19 protein-coding genes are annotated in these 24,830 nt (G+C 67.2%); 10 read left to right on the forward strand and 9 right to left on the reverse strand.

The annotated features are described in order from the left end of the window. Positions 1–705: 705 nt before the first annotated feature. Positions 706–1,200, forward strand: coding sequence for an ATP-binding protein (locus OG520_RS01015; protein WP_406011802.1), 495 nt, complete (start codon positions 706–708; stop codon positions 1,198–1,200). A 179-nt stretch (positions 1,201–1,379) separates the two neighbouring features. Further along, positions 1,380–1,580 carry a hypothetical protein gene (locus OG520_RS01020; protein WP_406011803.1) on the forward strand — a complete coding sequence of 67 codons (201 nt, stop codon included), beginning with the start codon at positions 1,380–1,382 and terminating at the stop codon, positions 1,578–1,580. 153 nt (positions 1,581–1,733) lie between these two features. Here OG520_RS01020 and ltrA read toward each other — a convergent pair whose 3' ends face one another. The 5 genes from ltrA to OG520_RS01045 form a co-directional block, all read right to left on the reverse strand. Beyond that, a complete protein-coding gene (gene ltrA, locus OG520_RS01025) occupies positions 1,734–2,996 on the reverse strand; it encodes a group II intron reverse transcriptase/maturase (protein WP_331749232.1) in 1,263 nt (420 codons plus the stop codon). 512 nt (positions 2,997–3,508) lie between these two features. Then, positions 3,509–4,042, reverse strand: coding sequence for a hypothetical protein (locus tag OG520_RS01030; protein ID WP_406011804.1), 534 nt, complete (start codon positions 4,040–4,042; stop codon positions 3,509–3,511). An 88-nt stretch (positions 4,043–4,130) separates the two neighbouring features. Further along, a complete protein-coding gene (locus tag OG520_RS01035; RefSeq protein WP_406011805.1) occupies positions 4,131–4,469 on the reverse strand; it encodes an IS3 family transposase in 339 nt (112 codons plus the stop codon). Positions 4,470–4,499: 30 nt separating this feature from the next. Next, positions 4,500–4,754 carry a hypothetical protein gene (locus OG520_RS01040; RefSeq protein WP_406011806.1) on the reverse strand — a complete coding sequence of 85 codons (255 nt, stop codon included), beginning with the start codon at positions 4,752–4,754 and terminating at the stop codon, positions 4,500–4,502. Positions 4,755–5,006: 252 nt separating this feature from the next. Continuing rightward, entirely contained in the window at positions 5,007–5,591 is a 585-nt protein-coding gene (locus OG520_RS01045; protein ID WP_406011807.1) for an IPT/TIG domain-containing protein, read from the reverse strand. 1,284 nt (positions 5,592–6,875) lie between these two features. On the opposite strand from OG520_RS01045, the gene OG520_RS01050 reads away from it, so the two are divergent. The 4 genes from OG520_RS01050 to OG520_RS01065 all read left to right on the forward strand — a co-directional run bounded on the left by OG520_RS01050 (position 6,876) and on the right by OG520_RS01065 (position 15,831). Continuing rightward, positions 6,876–7,169, forward strand: coding sequence for a DUF5988 family protein (locus OG520_RS01050; protein ID WP_406011808.1), 294 nt, complete (start codon positions 6,876–6,878; stop codon positions 7,167–7,169). Positions 7,170–7,347: 178 nt separating this feature from the next. Continuing rightward, complete coding sequence (locus tag OG520_RS01055; RefSeq protein WP_406016390.1) at positions 7,348–8,631, forward strand: beta-ketoacyl synthase N-terminal-like domain-containing protein; 1,284 nt, start codon at positions 7,348–7,350, stop codon at positions 8,629–8,631. A gap of 170 nt (positions 8,632–8,801) precedes the next feature. Then, positions 8,802–15,152: an SDR family NAD(P)-dependent oxidoreductase gene (locus OG520_RS01060; RefSeq protein ID WP_406011809.1), complete on the forward strand. Its 6,351-nt coding sequence runs from the start codon at positions 8,802–8,804 to the stop codon at positions 15,150–15,152. Between the two features lie 556 nt (positions 15,153–15,708). Next, positions 15,709–15,831, forward strand: coding sequence for a hypothetical protein (locus OG520_RS01065; protein WP_406011810.1), 123 nt, complete (start codon positions 15,709–15,711; stop codon positions 15,829–15,831). Here the strand turns inward: OG520_RS01065 and OG520_RS01070 are convergent. From OG520_RS01070 to OG520_RS01085, 4 genes are all read right to left on the reverse strand, one after another. Continuing rightward, positions 15,828–16,139, reverse strand: coding sequence for an NIPSNAP family protein (locus OG520_RS01070; RefSeq protein WP_353793704.1), 312 nt, complete (start codon positions 16,137–16,139; stop codon positions 15,828–15,830). The genes OG520_RS01065 and OG520_RS01070 overlap by 4 nt on opposite strands. Positions 16,140–16,146: 7 nt before the next feature. Next, positions 16,147–16,326, reverse strand: a complete 180-nt coding sequence (locus tag OG520_RS01075) for a hypothetical protein (protein WP_406016677.1) — start codon at positions 16,324–16,326, stop codon at positions 16,147–16,149. A gap of 357 nt (positions 16,327–16,683) precedes the next feature. Beyond that, positions 16,684–18,834, reverse strand: coding sequence for a DUF6351 family protein (locus tag OG520_RS01080; protein ID WP_406011811.1), 2,151 nt, complete (start codon positions 18,832–18,834; stop codon positions 16,684–16,686). 240 nt (positions 18,835–19,074) lie between these two features. Further along, positions 19,075–20,217, reverse strand: coding sequence for a mandelate racemase/muconate lactonizing enzyme family protein (locus OG520_RS01085; protein ID WP_406011812.1), 1,143 nt, complete (start codon positions 20,215–20,217; stop codon positions 19,075–19,077). A 235-nt stretch (positions 20,218–20,452) separates the two neighbouring features. On the opposite strand from OG520_RS01085, the gene OG520_RS01090 reads away from it, so the two are divergent. From OG520_RS01090 to OG520_RS01105, 4 genes are all read left to right on the forward strand, one after another. Further along, positions 20,453–21,454 (forward strand): LacI family DNA-binding transcriptional regulator, encoded by a 1,002-nt coding sequence (locus OG520_RS01090; RefSeq protein WP_406011813.1) that lies wholly within the window; start codon positions 20,453–20,455, stop codon positions 21,452–21,454. A 119-nt stretch (positions 21,455–21,573) separates the two neighbouring features. Continuing rightward, complete coding sequence (locus OG520_RS01095) at positions 21,574–22,914, forward strand: ABC transporter substrate-binding protein (protein WP_406011814.1); 1,341 nt, start codon at positions 21,574–21,576, stop codon at positions 22,912–22,914. Positions 22,915–22,921: 7 nt separating this feature from the next. Then, entirely contained in the window at positions 22,922–23,872 is a 951-nt protein-coding gene (locus tag OG520_RS01100) for a carbohydrate ABC transporter permease (RefSeq protein ID WP_399330632.1), read from the forward strand. After that, complete coding sequence (locus OG520_RS01105) at positions 23,869–24,747, forward strand: carbohydrate ABC transporter permease (protein WP_406011815.1); 879 nt, start codon at positions 23,869–23,871, stop codon at positions 24,745–24,747. The genes OG520_RS01100 and OG520_RS01105 overlap by 4 nt, the downstream gene beginning before the upstream one ends. The last annotated feature ends 83 nt before the right edge of the window (positions 24,748–24,830 follow it).

Below are 24,830 nucleotides of genomic sequence, written 5' to 3' on the forward strand. Positions count from 1 at the left end.
TGCGTCGGCTTTGTTGCTGTCATGTGCGCCCGAGAGGATAACTATCACTATCCAAACCGGTGGGCCGCCCACCCTCCCCGGGGGAGTGGCTGCTCAATTCTCTCGTAGCTGTCCAGGTGAGGTGAAAGCCTGGGCATCTGCCGGGTGGGGCTGCCGCAATGGGCACCCCTGTGGGAGGGGTTTGGATCCGCCAGTCGGTGCCGGTGGCACCGACTGGCGCGGCGGCCCAAGTGACCTCTATGGGGACACCATGCGAGCTTCCTTGGCGACGGTTCCGACGTCCAGTGCCCGGTCTCGGACTCCTGAGCTCTACGGTGAGACCGCTCAGGTCGACGCGGCGCGACGCCAGTCGGCAGGGTGCCCGTCGCTCTCACGCTGTGCTCGGCCAACCCGCTCACCGTCGCGCACGGCGCAGGGACTTTGCCGGAGCACGGAGTCTGCCGCCTCCCCACGGCACCGAATCATCTCCAGGGCCGGTGGCCGGCATCGTCCGGACCCCCGCCCGCCGTGTCGGCTTCGGGCGGGTGTGCCCCGCTTACCGTCACTGAACCGCCCACTCAGCTCTCGGCACGGTTGTCCCTCGCCCGGCGAGCGCATCGGTACGGCAGGAATCCGCAGCCAGCGGTTGGTGCCGCGTTGTGTCCTGAAGCGCAAACCTGCCACCCCGCCATCCTGGGCAAGGCCCAGGATGAGAGAGGAAGGACTATGCTGCCGACTGCTTGGTCGGGGGTGCAGATCGCACTGTCCCCCCAAGAGATTGAACAATGGCCGGATACGGCGTCAGCCCGGGCCCTGGCCGACGGTTGCCCCAGCAGACGACCGGCCTCGTTCCGGGTGCCGCCATTGGAGCGGGCGGTGCCGGTCTGCCGCCAACTGGCCCGGCTGTGGATGGACTCCGAGGATATAACGGACGAAAGTGCCCGGTGTGCGGCCTTACTCGTGATCTCTGAGCTGATGACCAACGCCATCGTCCACACCAACAGCCTCTCGATCACGGGCCGTCTGCAAAAGGACGGTGACTGGCTTCTCGTGGAAGTCCAGGATGAGGGTGGAACATCGTCCGTCCCGCACCGTGTCGGCAACGCCAACGAGTACGGTCGAGGCCTGGTGATGGTTGCGCAGTCCGCGCAGGCACTGGGAACGCGGCAGGAGACCGACGGAGGCCGCACGTTCTGGGCACGGATCGCACTGGCCGGGTGAAATCCGTCGCCAACTCACGTCCCCAGCCCGGTGAACAGCGCCCGCGGCGCCGGTTCACCTCGTCGATCAGGCCCTCGATGGCGAGCCCGGTCGTCCGGTGGCCTCGGTCACGTTCCGTATTCCGGAAACATGAAGCACCTGAGAGCGAGGTCATTCTCGTGCCGCTGGAGGAGCCCCGCATGGTCCGGTTGAATCAGGGCCTTGAGCTGGTTGATCGCGGCGGTGGAGGCGAGGACAGCGCCGTGACGGGTGGCAAGGAGGACCCGCAGGGCCTCGCGTTCGCCGCGAAGCCGGGGTTAGATCAGATGCTCGGTGGCCAGCTCCTCGCGGCCCGGATGGCGTCGAGCATGTCCGTCTTGCGCCCGCTCCGGTCTGCATAACGTGGATGCGCGCGTACGGCGCCAACGCCTTGGCCGGCACTGCACGAACCCAGGATGGGCCTTGCCCGCCGAGTAGCCGAGGGGATTCTCACCCCTCGGCCCTCACAGATCCGTACGTGACGATCTCTCGTCATACGGCTCTTGTCGTTCTGGTCACCAGACGCGGGGGGCATGGGTGGTCCAGACCCAGTGGGCGAAGAACCGGGGTCGCCGTGCGACGGCCTGGTTCCACGCCGTTTGGGCTTTCTTCCTGCCCCGCAGCCGTTTGAACTTCTTGCGCATCCACCGCATCACGTAGGCGTTGACGCGTTCCAGGAGGGGATAGAGGGCCGACTGGCAGAAGGCCCCGTAGTACGCCATCCACCCGCGAATGATCGGGTTGATGAACCGTGCGAGATCCGCTTCGGTCAGGCTGGTGCGGTGGTGCAGCCGCCAGGACCGCACCTCGGAACTGATCCTGCGCAGGGCTTCCCCGCTGATGGCGGGGAGGAACGACCGGAACATCTGGCCGTCCTTGCGCACCGCGGAGCGGGTGCGGAAGGTGAACCCCAGGAAGGTGAACTCGGTGTGCTCGTACGAGGCACGCCGGTTGGCATCCTGGCAGTACACGATCCGTGTCTTCTCCGGGTGCAGCTCAAGCCCCACCTCGGCCATCCGCTTCTCGATCGCCGCGAGCACGAAGCATGCCTGGCGTTCGCTGACGCAGTGGACCACCGCGTCGTCCACGTACCGTTCGAACCCGATGGCGGGGAAGTTCCGCGCCATCCAGGCGTCGAAGGCGTAGTGGAGGAAGAGGTTGGCGAGGACCGGCGAAACCGATGAGCCCTGGGGCGTCCCCCGGTCCCGCTCGCGCCGTGTCCCGTCGGGCAGTTGCAGCGGTGCGGCGAGCCAGCGTCGCACATACAGCAGGACCCAGGACTGGGACGGATCAGTGTGGGCGGCGACCGCCTTGAGGACCAGGTCCCACGGAACGCTGTCGAAGAATGCGCGGATATCCAGGTCGATGACCCAGTCCGCCTTCCAGCAGCGCTCTCGGCACCGGCCCACAGCATCAATCGCCGACCGCCCAGGACGGTAACCGTAGGAGTCGGGATGAAAGACCGGCTCGGCCTTGGCCTCCAGCACCCCGGCAACCACCGTCTGGGCTATACGATCCCCGATCGTGGGCACGCCCAATATCCGGACGCCCCCTTTCTTGGGGATCTCCACCGCACGCACCGGAGGCGGAAAATAGGTGCCGGAGGAGAGACGATTCCAGATCTTGTATAGATTGTTCTTAAGATCCTTCTCAAATTCTTCCATCGACACCGCATCCACGCCCGCTGCGCCCTTATTCGACCTGACTTTCTCGTACGCCTCCCAGACGGACTGCTTGGAAATATTGAACGGCTTGCCTGACGCTTTCAACTCGTTCACGCGACTCCTCCCGGGTAACGCCCGGTTGATCGAATAAACACAGTCACGAACGACCCGGCCCCTTCGCTCCGCCCCCGTTACAGGGGTTTCATCACTACTACGAGCCGGTCCGCCGGCGTACTTGGCGTCGGTACTCAGTCCCTCACGGCTTCGGACCGCCCGGGACGCTCCCTCTCTCCCCGCTCACCAGCGGAGACGTATCCAAGCCCGCCTTCTCCTGTTCCGTACGAAGGCCGCAGACCGGGCTCGCGTCGCCTGCATGCCGGACACCGCCTGGCCAATAAACGGGCACCCGCCAGACTCATCCCGGGACTGCCTTGACACCCCGGTTCTGATGTCAACTCTACTTTTCGACACGTCAGCAGCGATTCGCTTGCGCTCGCCTTCCCGATCCCCACCTGACGTCTCAATGGACGCCTTTTCCTCATCGTTCACCACGGCAGTCTTCAGCTAGCGCAGCATGAGGTGGTTTAAATTCTCCCCCCGCAGGGCGAATTTGAAGGGCCATACCTTCATCCTCCGTACAGCATCGCTACAAGAAGAGTTCCTACATGCTTCTTCCTTTCACGTTCAGGACACAACAAGGCCGGGTAGTTAACGATCTGTTTCCACTCTGGATTGTCGCCGACGGTGACCAGCACCTCGGCAGCAGTGTCGGCGCCGATACCGAAGGCGTCGATCAGATCGGGCGCGTGGGCTTTGGTGAGCTCGCCCAGCAGGGTGTCGTGTTCCTTGGCCTCATCGTTGAGGCCTTTCCAACGGCGGGCCATCGCGCGCAGGGAGTACTTCGCGGACGCGGTCGGGCTGGTGACGGGTCCGGGGCGCAGGCCGGCGCATCGCTCGATGAGTGCCATCTTCGACAGGCCCTGGAGCTGCTGGCGCAGCTCGTCGGGAACCGTCACGATCAGGGCTTTGAGAGGGACCATGGCCTGGGTGCGGGCCTTGACCGCGCCATCGCGGGCGACCTTGAGGTGACGGATCATCTCCATGCTGCCCTCGGCGCTCTCCGCGTCGATGGGGTCGGACTTGCCTCGCTGGCGGCGCACGCGCCGGTCCGGCCGGTTGACCTCGACCGGCCGGTGACCGTGCCTGCGCAGATGGGATGCGAGCCCGACGCTGTAGGAGCCGGTGCCCTCAATATCGAACGCGCGAAATGGCCGAACTACCGTGCCTATGAGTCAGGGTGCGCTTCTTCTTCCGCAGGTGACGGCCGACGATGCCGTGCTTGCTTATCGGCCTGGCCACGCGCTTGTGGTTGACCGTGTGGCCGAAGCCGCGCAGTTCGGCATGGACTCGAAGCGCGCCGTAGTTCCCGCGGTGTTCGGCATGGATTTCGCGGATCTCCTCGCCCAGGGCGTCCTCCTCGAAACTGCCGCCCCGCCCACGCCTCGGCGCCGGTGATCCACCGGTAGTAGCCCGAGCGGGAGACCTCCAGCACCCGGCATATCCGCTTGATGCCGAACATCTCGGCATCGACGGAGGCGAAGTCCCAAGCGGCGGTCCTCACTTCATCTCCCGGGCGAAATAGACCGCTGCCCGACGCAGGATCTCCCGCTCCAGCTGCCATTCCTTCTCCGCCTTGGCCAGCCGCGCGTTCTCCGCCCGCAGCCGGACCAACTCGGCCTCGCTATCCTGCGACGCGCCGACGGCGACTGGACGACCGTCGGCATCACGCACCCAGGTCCGCAGCGTCTCGGGGTTGACGTACGCGATCACGTCGGACCGGAACTCCGCACTGTGCTTCGAGGGTCGTGCCACGTAGATCTACACCTTCCAGCATCAACAAGATCCATTGTCAGGTGTGTCCACACCACAGGGGTCACCTCATACGCAGCGTTTTCTCTGCCATTGCGTCCTCGCGTCCGTCGCCGCCGGGTGGGCTGGTCGCTACAGAATCGTCCCTGGTTCCGAACAGCGCCGGCCTGCGCGAGGAACTCGCAGGCCGGCGCTGTTCACGGCCCTGGCCAGTCGGCGTGGCGACGTGGAGGGAGACAGGCCGTGAGGGGGTGGTCAGATGTAGGTGTACCCGCCGGGGACAGTGGTGGTGCCAGCCGCGGTCGTGACCACGACCGGGACGTTGCCCGCGGTGGCGCCGGCCGGGATGATCCCGAACAGCAGGATTCCTGTCGGGTCGCTGCCCAGCACGGTGGCCGGAACGCCGTTGACGGTGACAGTGCCGCCGTTCAGATTGGTGCCGGTGATCACGAACGGGGTGCCGCCGACGACCGGGCCCGAGGCCGGGATGATGCTGGTGGCGGTGGGAGGCGCAGGCGTGGACGGGCTCGCGTAGGTGTAGGGAACCGGGTTGCTGGTACCACCGCTCGTGGTAACGGTGACCGGTACCGTGCTTGCGGCGTGCGCCGGGACCAGGACCGTGACGGTGAGCCCCAGCACGTCCTGGGAGACGATGGTGGCCGGCGTGGTCCCGAACAGGACGCTGGTGGCACCGCTGAGGCCCGCTCCGAGGAGATGGACCGTGTTGCCGCCGGCGACCGGTCCGGAGTTGGGCAGGACCGCCAGGAGCAGCGGACCGAAGGGGAAAGGCAGTTGGGCGACCGATTGTGACTGGCCGGACGAGGTTGCGATTGTGGACATGACGGATCCTCCTGTGACAGGCGGACCATTGCGGTCCGCACGGGAACCGGCCGAGAGCGGGACGGGCTTCCCTCATGCCCGACGGGGGCAGGGGTGAGAGGAAGATCGGCTCTCAGTTCCGGGAAAGGCAACCGGGCAGTGGCTCGCGGCGATGAGTCCGCTCGGGACGGGGCGGATCCGACGGCGATCGGGGGCCGACGGACACCAGCCGCGACGTGCGCACCACTGCCCGGTCTCAAGCACGGCGAGACGCTTCACCAGCCGATGTCGGGGAGCACCCACCGGCCGGTGGCTCTCCGGAGCAGCCTTGCAGTGGCTCTGCTCGCCGAAGCCCTGCCAGCAGGGAGGGCTGAAACGGGCGGGCCAATTGCCGAGCTCCCCGGAGAGGGATGGGCGACCCACCGGTTCAACGACTTCAGTAACTCCAATGAATGAACTGCCATCAACCCCTGTGCCAATTAGTCACCCGATTGGCCCAGTCCGAAACTTGCTCCGAGAGTGGTGGCCGGCTGCGGGCCACTGCCGCCGTGACGGCGGCAGTCACGCCAAGACCATTTCACCGCAATCAGCCACTGCCAGATAATTACCGGAGTGCGGGCCATCTCCATTCGTGCGCGACATCTCGGCGACAAACCGTCACGAATGCGACTTCGTGACCAGTGAGGCTGGATTTGCGAAGACCCGACGGAAAGATGGAGTCCGCCGTTCACCACATTGCGCCATACGGGTGAATTGCAAGCGGCCTCATTGCGAGATTATTCAGCCCTGTGGGATAACCGATTTGAATCCAACCGGTGGGCTGCCCTCCTCTCCGGGGAGCGCGGCAACCGACGATCCACCACACAACTGGCCAGCCAGTCGTGTGCAGCATCGAGATCGTTCGTCGCAATGAGCGCCCCCGGCAAGGAAGAGGCGGCTCGCATCACCTCGCCAAAGGGGCGCCATGCGAGTTCCCAATGCTGTCCAATCCGTCATCAGGGCCTACCTCCCGCCATCAGGGCCCGTCGTGATCTCGGCGGCCGTCTACGCCCGGACCCCCGCGCGACGCCCTGGAACCGCGCTGGTCAATGCGGTCACGATGGCGCACGCTGTCGGCTTCGACCCTGTGGCGGCCACGTCGTTTCGTACGCGAGGCCGGTCGCCGATACCGTCCGCGCCGCCTCCGGACCAGCTCCCGCACGATGGGGAGTGACGCGCCGAACATGGGATTCCTGGACCAGTTGCGCGGCATGGTGACACTCACCGTTCTGTGGTGGAAGCATTTTCGGCTGCACTCGGGGCGGCATGGCGGAAAACAATCAAGCCAACGTCTCCGCTGATCACTCAGCGCTGATCACACAGCGCCGATCCTCCCGACTGGAGAGCGCTATGCCTCAATCGATTCGTGTAATGCTCAGCGGAGGACCGGAGGGATCTCCGTCGACCTGGGAAGTGAAATCACTGAAAAATGAAACAAGAGTGACGGTTCCCCACCGGAACGGTTATGAGCATTTTGAGTTCGTGGATCACTATGCCGAACTCGATGGTGAAATGCTGCCGATCTATCGATGGATCTACCACACGTACATTGCCGAATAGATACCTGTACGAATCCGGCCGCTGCGGGATCACTTCCTCAGCAGCACACAGCCGATTACGTGCGGGTCCTACCAACTGATCCGAAGGGGATCACCATGACGACTTCTCTGTTGCACGTAGGTGTGTCGTGAGCGGGGCGGCCTCCCTCTCAGGAGGCGGCCGGCACGCACGGGATGCCGTGGTCACCGGTATCGGGTTCTGCCTTCCCGGTGACGGGCGACCCGTCTTCACCGCGGACGACCTGTGGAACATCGCCTCCCGAGGGGCCTCCTGCCTCATGCAGAGCAATGCCTACTACGGCTCCGTGGACCTCTCGGACGCAATGTTCGACGAACGCCTCCCCGATATCGCCCCTTTCTTCTCACGCCACTACACCGCAGCGCATCGGTTCGGCCTGATGTCCATGGCGCAGGCATGCTCGGACGCCGAACTGGATCCCTACTCGGGCGACCTGGCCGACGCGGCGATCCTGGCCGGACGCGGCGGCGTCGACGCGAACATCGACAGCTACCTCGCCGTGCTGCGAGCCGATCCCGAGAGCATTCGCGTGTCGGAGGCGATGGAACTGTTCGTCGCGGCAGAACAGGCCGTCACTCCCTCCGACGTTGCCCTGGTCCAAGGCGCACTGTCCCGATCGAAAGGCCCCAACTTCACGGTCTCGTGCGGCTGCGCGTCATCCGCAGTGCAGATCGGCAACGCCCGACGTCTGATCGCCGGCGGCGAGGTCGACATCGCCGTCGTGACCGGCGTCGACATCTTCAGCGTCAAACTGATCCGTAACATCCAGCGCCTGCTGCAGGGCGCGCAGAAGACGTACGAGAACATCCGGTCCGACGACATGCCCGCGCTTCTGCCGTCGTTCGACTCCCTCATGCGCCCCTACGACCGTCGTGCCGACTGCATCAACCACGGCGAGGGATCGGTGACCGTCATCATGGAAAGCCGCGAACACGCCACCCGGCGCGGGGCCCACCTGTACGGTCAGGTGCTCGCCCAGGCCACGACCCGCGACGGGCTGACTAACCCTCTGGCTTCCGACGAGACGGGCCGCGAGCTGGTGTCCGCCGTCCGCCGGTGTCTCGCAGACCGCTGGGAGATCGGCCAGGTGCCCTACGTCCACGGTGGCAGCGACGGCAACGTGGTGGTCACCGCCTTCGAGGCGAACGCGATCAAGGAACTGTACGGCTCCGCCGCCCAGGACCTTCTGATGACGTCCCAGGAAGGCTGCTTCGGCCACAACGGCGCGCCCGCGGGCTGTCTCGGCGTCGCTCTTACCCTGCTCATGATGGAGCGCGGCGAGGTATGTCCCACCGCGAACTGCGAGCAGCCGGCAGACAACCTCACCTTCGACCCCGTTCCCGGCGTGCAAACCCGGCCTCTCGACTTCGACTACGCGCTGAGTTTCAACTACCAGGTCGGCGGGGTGAAGAGCGCGATCCTCCTGGGAAGCCCCGACGTCTGAGGCCCGCCCCGATTGCCCTCAGCCCTCCATGGCACCCGGTCCGGCCCCTGCCCGTGCGCGTTGCGAGCCCGGATGAGCCGTCAGCAGAACGGGAGCTCAGCGCTTCCTTGCGCAGTCAATCGATAAGGAGAACCACCGTGGGCCGACACAGGCATCCCTCGAACAAGGCAATGGACCCCGTCGCTGTGATTGGCATGGGCTGCAGGCTTCCTGGCGATATCGACTCCCCCGCAGCCCTGTGGCAGCTGCTCGCCGAGGGGCAAGAGGCGGTCGGGAATCCGCCGCCGGGACGCGAGACGCTCTGGGCACAACACGGCGCCGGGCGAACCCCCGGCGTGCCCACACCTCCTCAGCAGGGCGGCTACCTGAGTGACGTGTCCGTTTTCGACGCGGACTTCTTCGGTGTCTCCGGCCGCGAGGCGGACGTACTCGATCCCCAACACCGGCTGCTGCTGGAGGTGGTCTGGGAGGCGTTGGAGCACGCCGGATTGCCACCGGATCGATTGACCGGCTCGCCGACAGGCGTCTTCACCGGTCTCAGCTACAACGACTACATGGATCAGCTCGCCGGGCAGCCCCAAGAACTCGAGGGCTCCATTCTGACGAACGGGCACTGCGTCGCCGCAGGCCGTATCTCCTACCTCTTGGGCCTGCACGGCCCCTGCATCGCCCTCGACACGGCCTGCTCGTCCTCGCTCGTCGCGTTCCACCTGGCCTGCCGGGCGCTGCTTCAGAACGAATGCGATCTCGCTCTCGCCGCCGGCGTCACACTCATGCTCCGCCCCAGGACAACCCTGTCCTTCGCCCGGATGGGGATGCTGTCGCCCACAGGGCGCTGCCACACCTTCGACGCAGCCGCGGACGGCTTCGTCCGAGGTGAAGGCTGCGGCGCGGTCGTACTCAAACGTCTGGCCGATGCCGAACGGGACGGCGACCGCGTCCTCGCCGTCGTCCGCGGGTCCGCCGTGAACCAGGACGGCAGGTCCGACGGCCTGGCCGCCCCCTCTCCCACCGCCCAGCAGGCCCTGTTCCAGCAGGCAGTCACAAACTCCGGGATCGACCCGCAGGACGTGGGGATGATCGAGGCTCACGGAACGGGAACCCCGCTCGGTGACCCGATCGAATTCGCCAGCCTGGCGCAGGTGTACGGCACCGGCCACGGCCGGTGCGCTCTGGGTTCCGTCAAGACCAACCTCGGCCACCTGGAGCCCGCCGCCGGAGTCACCGGACTGATCAAAACCGTCCTGTGCCTCCAACACGGGCTCATCCCCCCCAACGTGAACTTCACCCGCTGGAATCCGGCCATCGCCGCGGACAAGACACGCTTCTTCGTACCCACTGAGCTGACTCCGTGGCCCGTGCAGGCGCCGACGAGGCTGGCCGCGGTCTCCTCCTTCGGATTCTCCGGCACCAATGCCCACGTCATCCTGGAACAACCGCCACAGGACAGCCGAACGGCCCTGTCACGCCGACGGCAGACCCCTCCTGCCGCCGCATCCGAAGTGGTACTGGTTCCGGCCGGCTCCCCCGCCGTGCTACCGGCCGCGGCACTGCGTCTGGCCGACTGGCTGGAGAGCGACGGCGCGATGGTACCGCTGCGCGATGTCGCGCACACCCTGGCCCTGCGACGCAGCGCAGGGCGGGGACGTCTCGGAGTCGTGGCCCGTTCGACGCGCGACGCGGTCGGCGCACTGAGGTCATTCGCAGCGGGCCGGGCCCACCCGGCCGTGGTGACGGGGCCGACCAGCATCACCGCCTCCCGGCAGCCCGTATGGGTATTCTCCGGGCAGGGCTCGCAGTGGCCGGGCATGGGACGGGGACTGCTGCAGCAGGAACCGGCTTTCGCAGCGGCCCTGACCGAAGCCGACGCTCACATCTTCGCCGAGGCCGCGTTCTCCGTACTGGACGTGGTACGCGCCGGTGAACCGGTGACGGAATGTTCCAAGGTGCAGCCCGTGCTGTTCGCCCTGCAGATCGCGCTGGCCGCCGCCTGGCGCGCCCATGGAGTCGAGCCAGCCGGTGTCATCGGCCACTCCATGGGAGAAGTCGCAGCCGCTGTCGTGGCCGGGGCCCTGTCGCTGAAGGACGGCGCCAGGGTGATCTGCCGGCGCTCCGCGCTGCTCACCCGGATCGCTGGGGCCGGTGCCATGGCAACCGTAGGACTGGACCGGGCCGCGGTGGAGGCCGAACTCGCCGCGAACAATGCCGAGTCAGTCTCTGTGGCGGTCCTTGCCGCGCCCAACTCCACCGTCGTGGCTGGCGACCCTACCCAGGTCGCAAGGCTCGTCGCCGGCTGGCAGGACCGTGGTATCCCGGCACTGACCGTCGCGGTAGACGTCGCCTCCCACAGCCCGCAAGTGGACCCACTGCTCGCAGAACTTCTCACCAGCCTCGGCGACCTGACTCCTCAGCGCCCCAGGATCCCTTTCTACTCCACCGTGCTGAAGGACCCGCACGAGGTGCCGGCCTTCGACGCCGCCTACTGGTGCGCGAACCTGCGCAACCCGGTGCGCTTCTGCCCGGCGGTGGCCACGGCCGCCGCGGATCGCAACCTGGTGTATCTCGAGATCTCCCCGCACCCAGTGGTCACACACGCCGTCGCGGAGAGCCTGCAAGACCTGACCGGCGAACCGGTCGTGCTGCCCACGCTACGCCGCGGAGAGGACGAACCCACCACGTTCCGCACCCAGCTCGCGGCCTTGCACTGCGCGGGTGTGAACGTCGACTGGTCGCCGCTGTACGCGCGGGGCGACCTCGCTGACGTCCCCACCATTACCTTCGACCGCAAGTACCACTGGGTGGATGCCGCCCGGCTGGCCACCCCCGCCGAGCGGCACGTCGCGCGCTCGACCGTCGCCCTGCCGGGCATCCACACCGAGGTACCCGGCGAACAGGCTCGCCACTGCTGGCAGGGGGACGCCGGAACCACGGGGCTGCCCTGGCTGACCGACCACCGAGTGCACGGAACCCCGGTACTGCCCGGCGCCGCCCACTACGCCATCGCACTGACCACCGCCTGCGAGGTGTTCGACGCCACCCCCGCCGACGTGGAGATCACCGACGTCTCATTCCGGGAGCTGCTACGTCTGACCGAGCACACCGACCTCAGCACGACCGTCACCATGACCGCCCCGGACCACGCCACATGCGAAATCTTCGGACGCGGTGATGACGGCCAGTGGGTGATGTACGCCTCAGCCATGCTGCGCCGTCTCTCCCGCCCCACGCGCGCCCACACCGCGTCCGTCGCCACCTTGGCACGGAGGCACTCGGTCACCGCCGATCCCGCAGCTCTCTACACAAGACTCCGCTCCCGCGGACTGGAACACGGTCCTGCGTTCACCGGCATCACGGATCTGCACGCCTCCAGCAGCCGAGACAGTTTCTGGGCCCGCGTCGTTGTCCCGGAGCCCGCGCGGACCGGAGATCTCTCCTTGCGGGTTCACCCTGTTCTCGTCGACCTCTGCCTGCAACTCCTGGTCGCAGGGCCCGTCGAGGACGTCGGCCAGGGGCTGATCCTTCCCGTCCGGATGGGGACAGTACGGATTCTGGGGGATCCCGCGACCGCTGTGTACTGCCACGCCCGGATCGTTGAGACCACAGCCGACAGCGCCATGGGGCATGCCCGTCTGCTGAGCGAAACAGGCAAGCCGGTTATGGCCATCGACGGAGTGAAGTTTGCACGCCGAAGCACACGGAAGGCCGATCAGGTCGACCAGTGGTTCCTGGAGACCGGCTGGCATCCGGTCCCGCGTCCGCAGGCCACCTCGCAGTCAGCGCCCGGAAATTGGCTCGTCATCGGGGAGGGCCAAGGAGACGCCGAGGCACTGGCCACCATCCTGCGCGAGGCCGGAGCCCAGGCCGAGGCGTGGGAAACCCCGCTGCGAGATGAGCGGCTCGGACCGTTCGCTGAATCCGTCAGCACACACCTGGAGGCCATCGCGTCCCCGGCGCGCGCCGTCGTGATGCTGTGCGGAACATCGCCCACCACCACGGACGATCCCACCGTGGGCGCTCAGCGGCGTGCCCGACGAATCCTCGCCACTGCCCAGGCAGCCGCCCGCAGTTCCACCCCTCCTCGCCTGTACGCCGTCACCCGGGCCGCCCGCGCGGTAGCGGCCGACGAGACCGTGGATCTTGAGCAAAGTGCCCTGCGCGGCGTGATCCGCGTCCTGGCGTTCGAACACCCGCACATGCGCGCCACCCTGGTGGACACGGACCACGGTGACCCAGGCCTGCGGAGTCTGGCCGAGGAACTGCTCGCCGATGGCCACGAAGACGAAATCGCCCTACGAGGCACCACCCGGTACATCGCCCGTCTCGATCACGCCCCCCTTGCCGCCTCCGAACAGGTCACGGCCGCCACCCGCACCGTGCGCTACGGGGTGGACGGATTCCGCCTCCGGGCGGGGCGGCTCGGGGATCTCGGCAGTCTGGAACTCGCCGCGACCGGGCGGCGGACTCCAGGACCGGGCGAAGTGGAGCTACGCGTCCAGGCAGCGGGCCTCAACTTCCGCGACGTACTCACGGCTATGGGCCTCCTGCCCGGCGAGCAGGACATCCGGTACCGGATCGGCTTCGAGTGCGCAGGCGTGGTGACCGAAGTCGGGCCTGGCGTCGAGCACCTACGCGTCGGCGACCCGGTGCTCGCCGTTCACCTCGAAGGCGGCGCCTTCTCCTCGTTCGTCACTGTGCCCGCGACCGTGGTCGCCCCGATTCCGGCCATGCTCGATCCTGTCGCCGCGGCAGGAGTGCCCACGGCCTTCCTCACTGCCTGGTACGCGTTGCGCCACGTCGCCCGGCTGCGCGCGGGAGAACGCGTCCTGATCCATTCGGCCAGCGGAGGCACCGGCCTGGCGGCGGTCGCCGTCGCCAAGCTGCTCGGCGCCGAGGTGCTGGCCACAGCCGGCAACGAAGAGAAGCGACGATACCTACGCGGCAGCGGGATCAGGCGGGTGATGGATTCCCGGTCCCTGGACTTCGCCGAGCAGACCCGCAACGCCACCCACGGCCAGGGCGTCGATGTCGTCCTCAACTCGCTCTCCGGTGCGGCCGTCCGCGCAGGGCTGGAGACGCTTCGGCCCTTCGGCCGCTTCGTCGAACTGGGAGTGCGCGACATCCTGGCCGACGCCCCTGTCGGGCTGGCTCCGTTCCGGCACAACATCACCTTGAGCACCGTTGATCTCATCGAACTCCAGCGGACCCGCCCCGACATGTTCGCGACCGTGCTGCGTGAGGTCGTCACCGAGTTCGCCGAAGGCCGTCTCAAGCCGCTGCTCTGCTCCCCGTATCCGCTCGCCGAAGCCACCGAAGCCTTCCGGCTGATGGCCAGCGCCCGCCACATCGGCAAGCTGGTCCTGACCATCCCGAACCGAGGGAAGACCACTGCGGTCCTTCCCGAGGGACCGCCTGTCGTGCACACAGATGGCGCCTACATCGTGACCGGCGGCCTGCGCGGCCTCGGCCTGGCAATCGCGCACTGGCTGGCCGAGCAGGGCGCGAGTCACATCGTCCTCAACGGCCGCACACCTCCCTCCCTTGCCGCCGCGCGCGCGATCACGGAGCTGTCCGCCGGCGGCACCCGGATCACTGTCGTACTGAGCGACATCGCCAAACCTGGTACCGCAGAACGCCTGGTGGCCACCGCCACCGAAGACCGGACACCCCTGCGCGGTGTCATCCACTGTGCCATGGTCCTCGAGGACGCCGTGATCGCCAACATCCGAGACTCCCAGCTGAAGCGCGTATGGAACCCCAAGGTCACCGGCGCGTGGAAACTGCACAACGCCACCGCAGCACACACACTGGACTGGTTTGTCGTCTTCTCCTCCATGGCCTCCCTGCTGGGCAACCCTGGACAGGGCGTGTACGCAGCCGCCAACTCCTGGCTCGACGCCTTCGCCGCATGGCGGAGCCGCGCCGGCATGCCCACGCTCGCCGTCAACTGGGGGCCATGGGGCGAGACCGGTGTCGCAACCGACTTCAGCAGCCGGGGCTACGAGACAATCCCGACCGACAAGGGATTGCTGGCGCTCCACTCGCTTCTGGCACACGGACGCGTCCAGACCGGGGTGATTCCCGGGGAGCCGGGCACCTGGATTCCCCTCACCGGACGGCAGTCCTCGTTCTTCAGCCTCCTCGCCCCGGACAACGAATACTCGGTAGACGCACCCGAGGATTCCCGCGACATCCGGGGCCATCTCGAGGGCCTCGCGCCAGGTATCGCCCGGCGCGAGGCCCTCGAGAACTACATGGCCGAGCACATTCGCGGAGTTCTCCGGCTGGGCAGCACCACTCTTGACGCGCAGACCCCTCTGAAGGCGCTGGGTTTCGATTCGCTGTTGTCCATGGAATTACGGGTCCGTCTGGAATCCGACCTCGGGGTCGAGCTCGCCAACAACTTTGTCTGGCAGCATCCGACGCTGTCGGCACTGGCCACAGGCCTCGCCGAGTGCATGGGCCTGGAACTGCAGAGCACCGATCCTTCGAGCTTGCGCTGGCGGAGTCCCGGCGAGGCCTGACCAGGGGCTTGCAGGGCGGCTCCGTGGAGGAAGTCGCGCGTGACCCGGGCCCGCGCCCCGGTATCCGGCCTCCTACATCTGCTGGGACGTTCTGCAGTACCCGGACCCGACGATCGGTGACTCCCGAAGCCGCCGCTACACCGGGCGCCGCGTCCTCCTGCTGGAGCTCCTCGCCGATGTCGGGCCGCCGATCCAGGCCGTCCCGGCAACCGACGACCGTGACGTCTCCGTGCTCTGGTACGACGCCCTGCGTGAGCAGGGCGTCGAGGGGATCGTCTGCAAGCGGGGCGGCGCGGGCTATCCGTCGGGACGGCGCGGGTGGTGTGCTAACCGCACCTTCTCTGGCTCGTTGGGCAGGTCCCGAGCCTCAAGGAGAGGTATGCAAGACCCCCACCGAGACCTCTTACTGATCAGTGCGAGCCGTGGCAGGCCCATACCGTGTCCACGGCATAGGCAGGCTGGGACAGGACCCGCACGAGCCCGGGACGGTGCCCGGACGGCCATCGCCCCGGCCACACCCGGAATCCGCGCGGCGCCCATCACGGATCGCCCGATCATGCGCCTGCTGTTCGCCGCGACGCGTCACACCCAGACCGCGAACCCGACGACCACGGCCGTCATCGCAGCGCTGCGCACAGCCGCGCAGCAGGGTCGCACCACGTCGCTCCCGCCGGCCTAGGACAGGCCGTCGAGCGGCCGGAGGAAGCGGCGCTCGTACCGCTTGATGCAGCGGGTGTCACGAGCCAGTTGGAATGCTTCCTGGCACTCCGCGTCGGACATGCTGTCCGTGCGGTACTGCTCGTAAGCGGCCAGGCTGGGAAAGGAGAAGAGGGCGTAGGCGATGTCGCTGTCGCCCTCACTCGGCAGGAAGTAGCCGTGGTGCGTCCCGCCGAAACGGTTGACGAGCCGGACCCAGCGGCGACCGTACTCTTCGAAATCCTCGAGCTTGTCGGCGTCGATCTCGTACTTCAGATGAACAGTGATCATGCCTGCATCATGCCGGGTGCCGGACCCTGGGCCAGTGAGCGATGGCCGTGGCCAGTTGTTGGTCCGCGCGGGCGCGGGTGGTGGCAAGTCGGTAGGAGCAGGTGCCGGTCTCGATGATGTTGCCGCCGAAGGTGAGGCGGTCGAAGATGGCCACGCAGAGGCGCGGCACAATCTTGATCTTGCGCATGACAACGGCCCAACGTCAGAAGACCTTCAGTCTTCCTCTGGGAGTGTCCATGACTCGCCGGTCACCAGGCGAGATCGGAGCCCAGCTCCCTCGCCGAGCCGTTCCCACCATCCGCCGCAACGGGTCCCCGGCGGGCGCTGGACACGGCCCGCCGGGGCTGGGAAAGCCGCCAGGCCGCCCCGTACTCCCGGTGCTCTCATCCTCACTGACAACAGGGAGGGAACCAGCTGGGTGTGACTACGCTTCAGCGGCCCGGAACAGGTGCCGACCTGGGCGAAGACGGGAATTCACCACCACTACTGATATCAAGGCGAGAGGTCGCACCTGCCCCCAGGTTGGTCACCTGCCGCGATCCTGTCACTTCCGGTCGAAGGAGAGCCATGTACCGGCGAGGCCCTGCTGACCCGCCCCGGGCTTGGACCAGTCGCAGACACCGTCCCGGAAGATCGCCTTCAGATCCTGGAACTGGCCATCGGTCACCGGCACGCGGTAGTCGGAGCTGATCACGGGACGCTTGCGGCACTTGACGATGTCGTTGGCCACATCGGCTCCGGCGACCATCCGCGGCGATGTCCACACCGGGTAGAGAGTGTTGCACTCGGTGTTGTCGATGCCCTCGACCTGGGGCTCCGCGATCTTCTTCGCACCGATGCCACGGGTCCAGCAGGCGTCCGTGAGACCCTGCGGCTGGTGGCGGACGATCTTCTCGATGGGGGCCTCGTTGCTGGAGTCTCCCTTGATGCCGGTGAGCCACTGGTCCATGTCGGACAGCATCCCGGCGAGAGTGAATCCGTGCCCGTTGGAGCGGGTGAGCATGACCTGGTTGGCGTGGGTGCCGTTGGCCTTGTCCAAGCGCGCCCGGGTGGAGAAGGAGTGGAAGCGCATGTGCATGTCGCCGGCCGCCGCGTCGTCCGTGTAGTCGCGGTAGTCGATGATCGGAACGTCGGCGAGGCCGCCACCGCCGTTCAGCATGCGGCCCGTGCGGTAGGCGAGCCGTACCGCCTTGAGATCGGCGACGGTCCGCTCCGCAGCGGGCTTGGCATCGTCGTCAAGGCCGCCGATGCGCCGGTTCAGGTCGATGAACTGGTCCATGTCGATGGTCCCCTTGTTCAGGGCCTCGAGTCCGTACTGGATACCGGTGTTGTCGAGCGGCCTGCGCGCCTTCCCGGTCTCCGGTACCTCGCCGTAGACGTTCACGGTGTGGCTGTAGACGTCACAGCGGGCACCGTCCGGGTTGGTGTCGGGGTCGTAGCGCTGTCCCTCGGGCAGCTGGGCCGGACAGAACACCGTGGGGTCGATACGGCCGGCGGCCCTCGCCAGGCTGCCGATGCTCTCCCACTTGCCGAACCCGGAGACCGCCCTCTGCTGTTCCTGGGTGAACGTGTCCGGCGCGACCTCCTTGAAGTAGTGGTTCAGGAGCTGGGCGTCGCTGAGCGTCTGAATCGTCCCGAAGCCGACGTCGGGGAAGCTGCAGCCGGAGAGGATGCCGTCCAGCAGACCCGGGTAGTTGTCGGCGATCTGGTGGGTCTGGTATGAGCCGCCGGAGCAGCCGTTTCCGATGGTGAAGGCCGGGTCGCCGTACGTCTCCACGAAGCGTTCCTTGACCATGCTCATGGTCTCGGCGGCCAGCAGGTCGTTGCAGTTGTTGCCGAAGACGTTCAGCGTGGAGGATGCGACGCCGTAGCCCTTGCTCAGATACGTGTCGTTCATGATGCCGACGGTGTTGCGGCCCTGGACGTACCAGCCGCCGTTACAGCCCCCGCCGAAGCCGTACACGAGGCGCCCGTTCCAGCCCGGCCCACGCTGCAGCGGGTCGGGGGTACCGGCGTTCGGGTCGTGCAGCACGGCCGTCTCGTAGATGCCGCGGTTGATGGTGCCGGTCTCCACGCGGACGATGTACGGCACCTTCTTGCCCGCGCTCGTCGTGGCGGTCGCCAGGTCGGCGGGACGGACGTTCTCGTCGGGCAACGGAACGAACTTGCCGGCCGTGGTGCGATACATGTAATCGACGCGGGTCTTGACCGAGCAGTCCTTGTCGATCGGCTGCCCGAGGGTGTCGCCGGTGACCGTCTTGAACTCGGCGGTGTCACAGACGAACGGCTGCTCGTGCGGCCCGGCGAACACCGGCCCCGTGATGGGGTGGTTCTTCAGGGTCAGTTGTCCGGAGTCCGCGCCCTGGGCCCTGGCCGTGAGCCTGTTGTCGCCCTTGGACAGCTCCTTCACCACGCCCATCAGCGCGTTGTTGCCGGCGGGCCGGAAACTCGAGGTCACGTCCCGGCCCTCCACCTCGACCCGGACGTTGTCGGCCGCTATGGAGGCGGGCACCTCGACACGTATCAGGGCGTCGTCTCCCGACACCGTTCCGGGCCGCGACGACACGGCCGTCACCTGCAGCTTCTCGCGTTCCTGACTGCCGGCCGGCGTCGCCGACACGCCGACCAGCACGCCCATGAACGCTATGCCGACAAGGCCCAGTTCGACCGGCCTCGCGGCTCTTCTGAACGACACGACGAAACTCGCCCCACTTCCTGGAATCGGAAATTCGTGCTCAGTGTGCGGACGCGGGCCGTGGGCCCGCCGGGACGGTGATGCGAATGTCCCGTTGTCCTGGTGTGCGGCTTCCAGGCCAGTAGCCGGAAGAGGCCCGCTCCCTGTCCGGCGTCCCGTTCGGTACCGGATGGGACACAGGGGTTGTACGCCGTCGATTCCGCGGGGGACGGGCCCGCGCGGCCGACCGGCCCTGCTCGGCTACCAGTTGGTGAACGCCCCGTCCGCCGTGCGCAAGTGCGGGCGCTCGGCCGCCGTGGCCTGGTACCGCCGCGCCCCCTCCCGGTCGATATCGACGCCGATGCCCGGCAGTTCACTCAGCTCCACCCGCCCCGGCAGGATCGTCGGCCGCGCGGTGAAGAGGGCGGCGACGGCCGGATCGAGGTCGGTCTGGTGCTCCTGGATCGCCACATTGGGGCAGGCCAGGTTGAGTTGGAGCGAGGAAGCGGCGGTGACCGGGCCGAGCGGGTTGTGGGTGGCGAGCTTGATGTGGTGGGTCTCCGCCATCGCCGCGATCTTCTTCGCCTCGGTCAGGCCCGCGGCCACCCCGACATCCACGCGCGCGTAATCGATGAGGTCGTCCTCGATGAGTGTCCTGAACTCCCATTTGGAGCCGTACTGCTCACCTGCGGCCAGTGGTACGCCGGTGCGGGCCCGCAGCATGCGGTAGCTGTCCGGGTTCTCACAGCGCAGTGGGTCCTCGACGAAGTACGGGCGCGCCGCCTCGATCTCCCGGCACAGGGTCAGCGCCTCCGGCGGATCCAGGCGCGTATGGACGTCGAGGATCAGCTCCACCTCGTCGCCGACCGCGTCCCGCACCTGGTGGAAAAGGTCGACCGAGTCGCGCAGGCAGCGGCGGGCGTCAAGCGTGCCGTCGGCGTCGTGCGGCGAGGCGAACCGCAGATGGCGCCAGCCCTCGGCGACCAGGTCGCGACAGCGATCCAGGAACCACGCGCGGTCGTGGTAGCCGTCGCCGACATGCACATAGGCGAATACGTGATCACGCACCCGGCCGCCGAGGAGCTCATGCACCGGTACGCCGAGCGCCTTGCCGCGGATGTCCCAAAGGGCCACGTCCACCGCTGCGATGGCAGCGCCGAGTATGCGGTCGGCGGGGAAGAACCCGCGCCGGAACATCACTTGCCAGAGGTGCTCGATCCGTCGCGGGTCCTCGCCGACGATCAGCTCCGCGAGGTGCTCGAGACCCCCCGCGACCGCCCGTTGGCGCGACCTGATGCCGACCTCGCCCAGGCCGTGGATGCCCTCGTCGGTGTCGACCACGACCAGCATCATGCTGTCGCCGTGGTCGGGGAGAGTCAGCACTTCCAGGCCGGTGATCTTCATTCCACTCCTCTATGAAAACGTTCCCGCAACTTCAGTGCCGTTCTTGAGAACACATCATCGGCAGCAGTCGACTCGAAGCGCAAGACCCGCGCATCCAGAAGGTTTTCCTCGATGAAATACTCCTGACACACGTCTTGACACGTCATGGGAACGTTCGCAAACATCAACCGCATTCGCAGAGTCCAGATGCGAGACGACCGGGGTCCCCCGGCTCAAGACGACGAGGAGGCCGTCCGTGGCAGTCACGATCCGGGAGGTGGCGAGCGCCGCGGGCGTCTCGGTGTCGACGGTGTCCCGTGCGTTCACCGCACCCGACCAGGTGCAGCCGACGACGCGGCAGCGCATCCTCGACGCCGCGGCCAAGCTCGGCTACTCCCCCAACCCGGCGGCCCGTTCACTGCGCGGCGGCGGCACCGGAACGCTCGGCCTGATCGTCCCGGACATCGCCAACCCGTTCTTCCCGCCGATCATCAAGGCGATGCAGGCCCGCGCCCGGCACCTGGGCTACACGGTCCTGGTCGCCGACAGCGACGAGCGCGAGGCGGACGAGCTGGCCGCCATCGCGGCCGTATCGAAGCGGGTCGACGGCCTGATCCTGTGGGCCTCCACCCTCACCGAGGACCGGCTCCATGAACTCGCGGGCCGGATGCCACTGGTGGTGGTGAACCGTCACGTGCCGGGCATTCCCGAGGTCCGGATCTCACTGTCCGCCGGCATCGCGCAGGCCGCCGAGCAGTTGAAGGCGTACGGTCATCGGCGCTGCGTCTTCATCAACGCGTCCCGCGCCGAGCTGAGCCGCGGGAAGTCCATCCAGGAGTCCTTCGAAGCGCTCGACCTCTCCCTGTCCGAGCTCGGCCCGTACGAGCCACGGTTCGAGACGGGCGTGCACGCCGCCACCCTCGTCGCCGCCCACGATGCGACCGCCGTGATCGCCCACAACGACCTGGTCGCCCTCGGCGTGCTGCACCAGATGGCCAACCTCGGCGTAAGCGTGCCGCGCGACGTCAGCGTCATCGGCATCGACGACACGCTGCTCGCCTCCGTCTCCACCCCCAGCCTCACCACGATCAGGATCGACCCCGAAGAGATCGCCACGCGGGCGGGGGACCTCCTGATCGAGACCATCGCAGGAACAACAGGACGTACTGAACATGGACTTGACGTCACTTCCCCCTTCGTGGAGATCGGCTCCCGCCTGATCCCCCGCGCCTCGACGGGCCCCGCACCCGCCCACTGATCCACGGCGCACACCACCGCAACGAACAAAGCACCGCGCTACACCGCACCGAGCCCACTCCTGCCCTTCTTGGAGCCGTTATGCCCAGAAACTCCCGCTGTGCGGCCATACTTGGCTGCATGGCGCTGACCGCGACCCTCGCGGGCTGTTCCTCCCTCACCCCGAGCAGCGCCGGCGGGGACGGCGATCTCCTGCTGCGGGTGCAGGGCATGCCGCCGGCCACCGACAAGCCGGGGGTCGCCCTGTTCAAGAAGCAGGTGGCCGACTTCGAGAAGGCCCACCCGGGCATCAAGGTCAAGGGGTCGACCACGGTCTTCGACCCGCTGACGTTCTCCGCGAAGCTGTCCGGCGGCAATGTCGAGGACGTCATCAAGGTGCCGCTGACCGAGCCGCAGCGGCTCATCCAGCAGAAGCAGGTGCAGCCGATCACCGGGCAGCTCAGGGAGTGGGAGCACTTCAAGGAGTTCAACCCTCAGGTCCTCCAGCCGCTCACCGACAGCGCCGGCGACGTGTACGGCGTACCGCAGAATCCGTACGCCCAGGGCCTGGTCTACAACCGCGAGCTCTTCGAGAAGGCCGGCCTCGACCCCGACAGACCGCCGACCACCTGGGCGGAAGTCCGTACGGCCGCCAAGAGGATCAGCGACAGCACCGGCAACGCGGGCTTCGTCCACGAGTCCAAGGACAACCAGGGCGGCTGGCAGCTGGCGATGCTGTCGTACGCCTTCGGTGGCGAGCTGGAGAAGGAGCAGGGTGGCACGTACACAGCCACGCTCACCGGGGAGCCGACGAAGAAGGGGTTGCGGCTGCTCAAGGACATGCGCTGGAAGGACGATTCGCTCGGCAAAACCCTCCTCAACAATCAGAACGACGTGATCAAGCAGTTCGCGGCCGGGCAGGTCGGCATGTTCATGGGCAGCCCGGGGACGTACCGACTGGCGAAGATGCAGTTCGGCATGGAGAACACCGACGCCTTCGGAGTGGCCCCGATGCCGCAGTCCGGCGGCGACGCGACACTCACCGGCGGCGACATCTACATGGTCCCGAAGTCCGCCGACAAGAAGCACGCGGCAGCCGCCGTCGAGTGGCTGACCTTCGCCTACGCCAAGCCGCAGTACAGCACCGACATGGCCGCCGAGCAGGCCAAGGCGCTTTCTGCCGACCCGAAGTCCGCGGTGGGCGTGCCGACGCTGCCGGTCTTCGACAAGAAACGACAGACCGAGATCGACGCCGCGATCAAGCCGTACGTCAATGTAAAGCTGCAGAACTTCAAGCCGTACATCGACGGCCTCTCCACGCTGAAGCTGAAGCCGGAGCCGCCGTACCAGGCGCAGAAGCTGTACACCGTGCTCGACCCGGTGGTCCAGGCTGTGCTCACCAAGCGCGACGCCGACATCGACTCCCTGCTGGCCTCGGCCGAGAAGGACGTCAATGCCAAGCTCGCCGCGGACCAGAAGTAGCCGGCCCATGGCCCTGCTCACTCCGTCCCGGCGCCCGGCCGCTGTGTCCAAGGAGCCCGTGCCGCCGACCCTGCCGCAGCGGCGGCGTGGCACCGGCGCCCGCAAACAGCTCACGGCCTGGCTGTTCCTCGTTCCCGCGCTGCTGGTCTTCGGGCTCTTCGCCTGGTGGCCGATCGTGCGCAGCCTGCTGATCAGCTTCCAGAAGACCAACCTGGTCGAGCCCGCGGTCTGGGTCGGCCTGGACAACTTCCGTACGCTGTTCGACGATCCACTGCTCGGCACCGCCGTCGGGAACACGCTGTTCTTCGTGGGCCTCGGCTTGCTGATCGGCTTCCCGGCGCCGCTGATCCTGGCCGCGATCATGTCGACGGTACGGCGCGGCGCGGGCGTCTACCGCTTCCTGGTGTATCTGCCGGTGGTCATCCCGCCGGTGGTGGCGATCCTGCTCTGGAAGTGGTTCTACGATCCCGGGAGCGGGCTCTTCAACAACGTCCTCGGCAAGGTCGGGCTCGGCCCGTACTCGTGGCTGGAGTCCTCCGACAGCGCCATGCTCTCGCTGGTCCTGGAGGCCACCTGGGCGGGAATGGGCGGTGCCGTCCTGATCTACCTCGCGGCGATGGTCGGCATCCCCGGCGAACTCTACGAGGCCGCCGAGGTGGACGGCGCCGGGATCTGGCGGCGGATCTGGCATGTGATGCTGCCCCAGCTGCGGTCCGTCATCGGACTGTTGCTGCTCGTCCAGCTGATCAACACGGTGCAGGTCTTCACCGAGCCGTACATCTTCACCGGCGGCGGACCCGAGAACTCCACCCTCACGGTCCTGCTGCTGATCTTCCGGTACGCCTTCCAGGACGGCGAGTACGGCCAGGCCGCCGCGCTCTCCTTCCTGATGGTGCTCACCCTCGCCCTGCTCTCCGCGGTGTATCTGCGGGCCACCCGCAGCTGGAGCACGTCATGACCACGCTCACCACCTTCGTCTCCACCAGCGACCGCCAGCGCCCCGGTGTGCGCGCCGCGGTGCGCTCCATCCAGGTGTTCACCCTGATCCTGCTGCTGCTCATCGGCATCGGACCGCTGTACTGGATGGTCAAGGGCGCGGTCTCACCGCCCACCGAGCTCACCACTCAGCCCCTGGCCCTCTGGCCGGACCGGCCGGCCCTGGGCAACTTCTCGGCGGCGTACACCGATCTGAGTGTCGGCCGCTATCTGATGAACACCTTCCTGGTGGTCGGCGGATCGTGGTTCGTGCAGCTCTTCGTCTCGGCCACGGCGGGCTTCGCCCTTTCGGTACTCAGGCCGAAGTTCGGCAAGGTCGTCTACGGGGCGATCCTCGCCACGATGTTCGTGCCGTACACGGTGAACATGGTCAGCCTGTTCATGACCGTGATCGATGTGCCGTTCCTGCACCTCAACCTGGGCGACACCTACTGGGCGATCTGGCTGCCGGCCGGCACGAACGCCTTCACGGTGCTGCTCGCCAAGCAGTTCTTCGACGCCCTGCCGAAGGAGCTGTTCGACGCGGCGCGGGTCGACGGGGCGAGTACCTGGCAACTGCTCACCAAGATCGTGCTGCCCATGAGCAAGCCGGTGCTCGCCGTGATCAGTCTGCTCGCGGTGATGCACTCCTGGAAGGACTTCATCTGGCCGCTGGTGGCCATCACCGACCCCGAGAAGCAGCCGATCAGCGTCGCTCTCGCCCAGCTCGCCACGCAGGCGCCGCAGGACCAGCTGATCGCCGCGATGGTGCTCGCCGTCGCCCCGCCGGTGCTCGTCTTCGTCGTCTGCCAGAAGTACATCGTCGCCGGGCTCGGCTTCACCGGAGTCAAGGGCTGAGTCCCACCGGAGCCGACGGCCGAGCCCCGGCTCCCCCACCGCACGTTCCGCTTCGGAACATGCGCAGCATCCGGAACACCCCG

Source organism: Streptomyces sp. NBC_00984, assembly GCF_045162475.1.
In the GTDB taxonomy this organism is placed as follows: domain Bacteria; phylum Actinomycetota; class Actinomycetes; order Streptomycetales; family Streptomycetaceae; genus Streptomyces.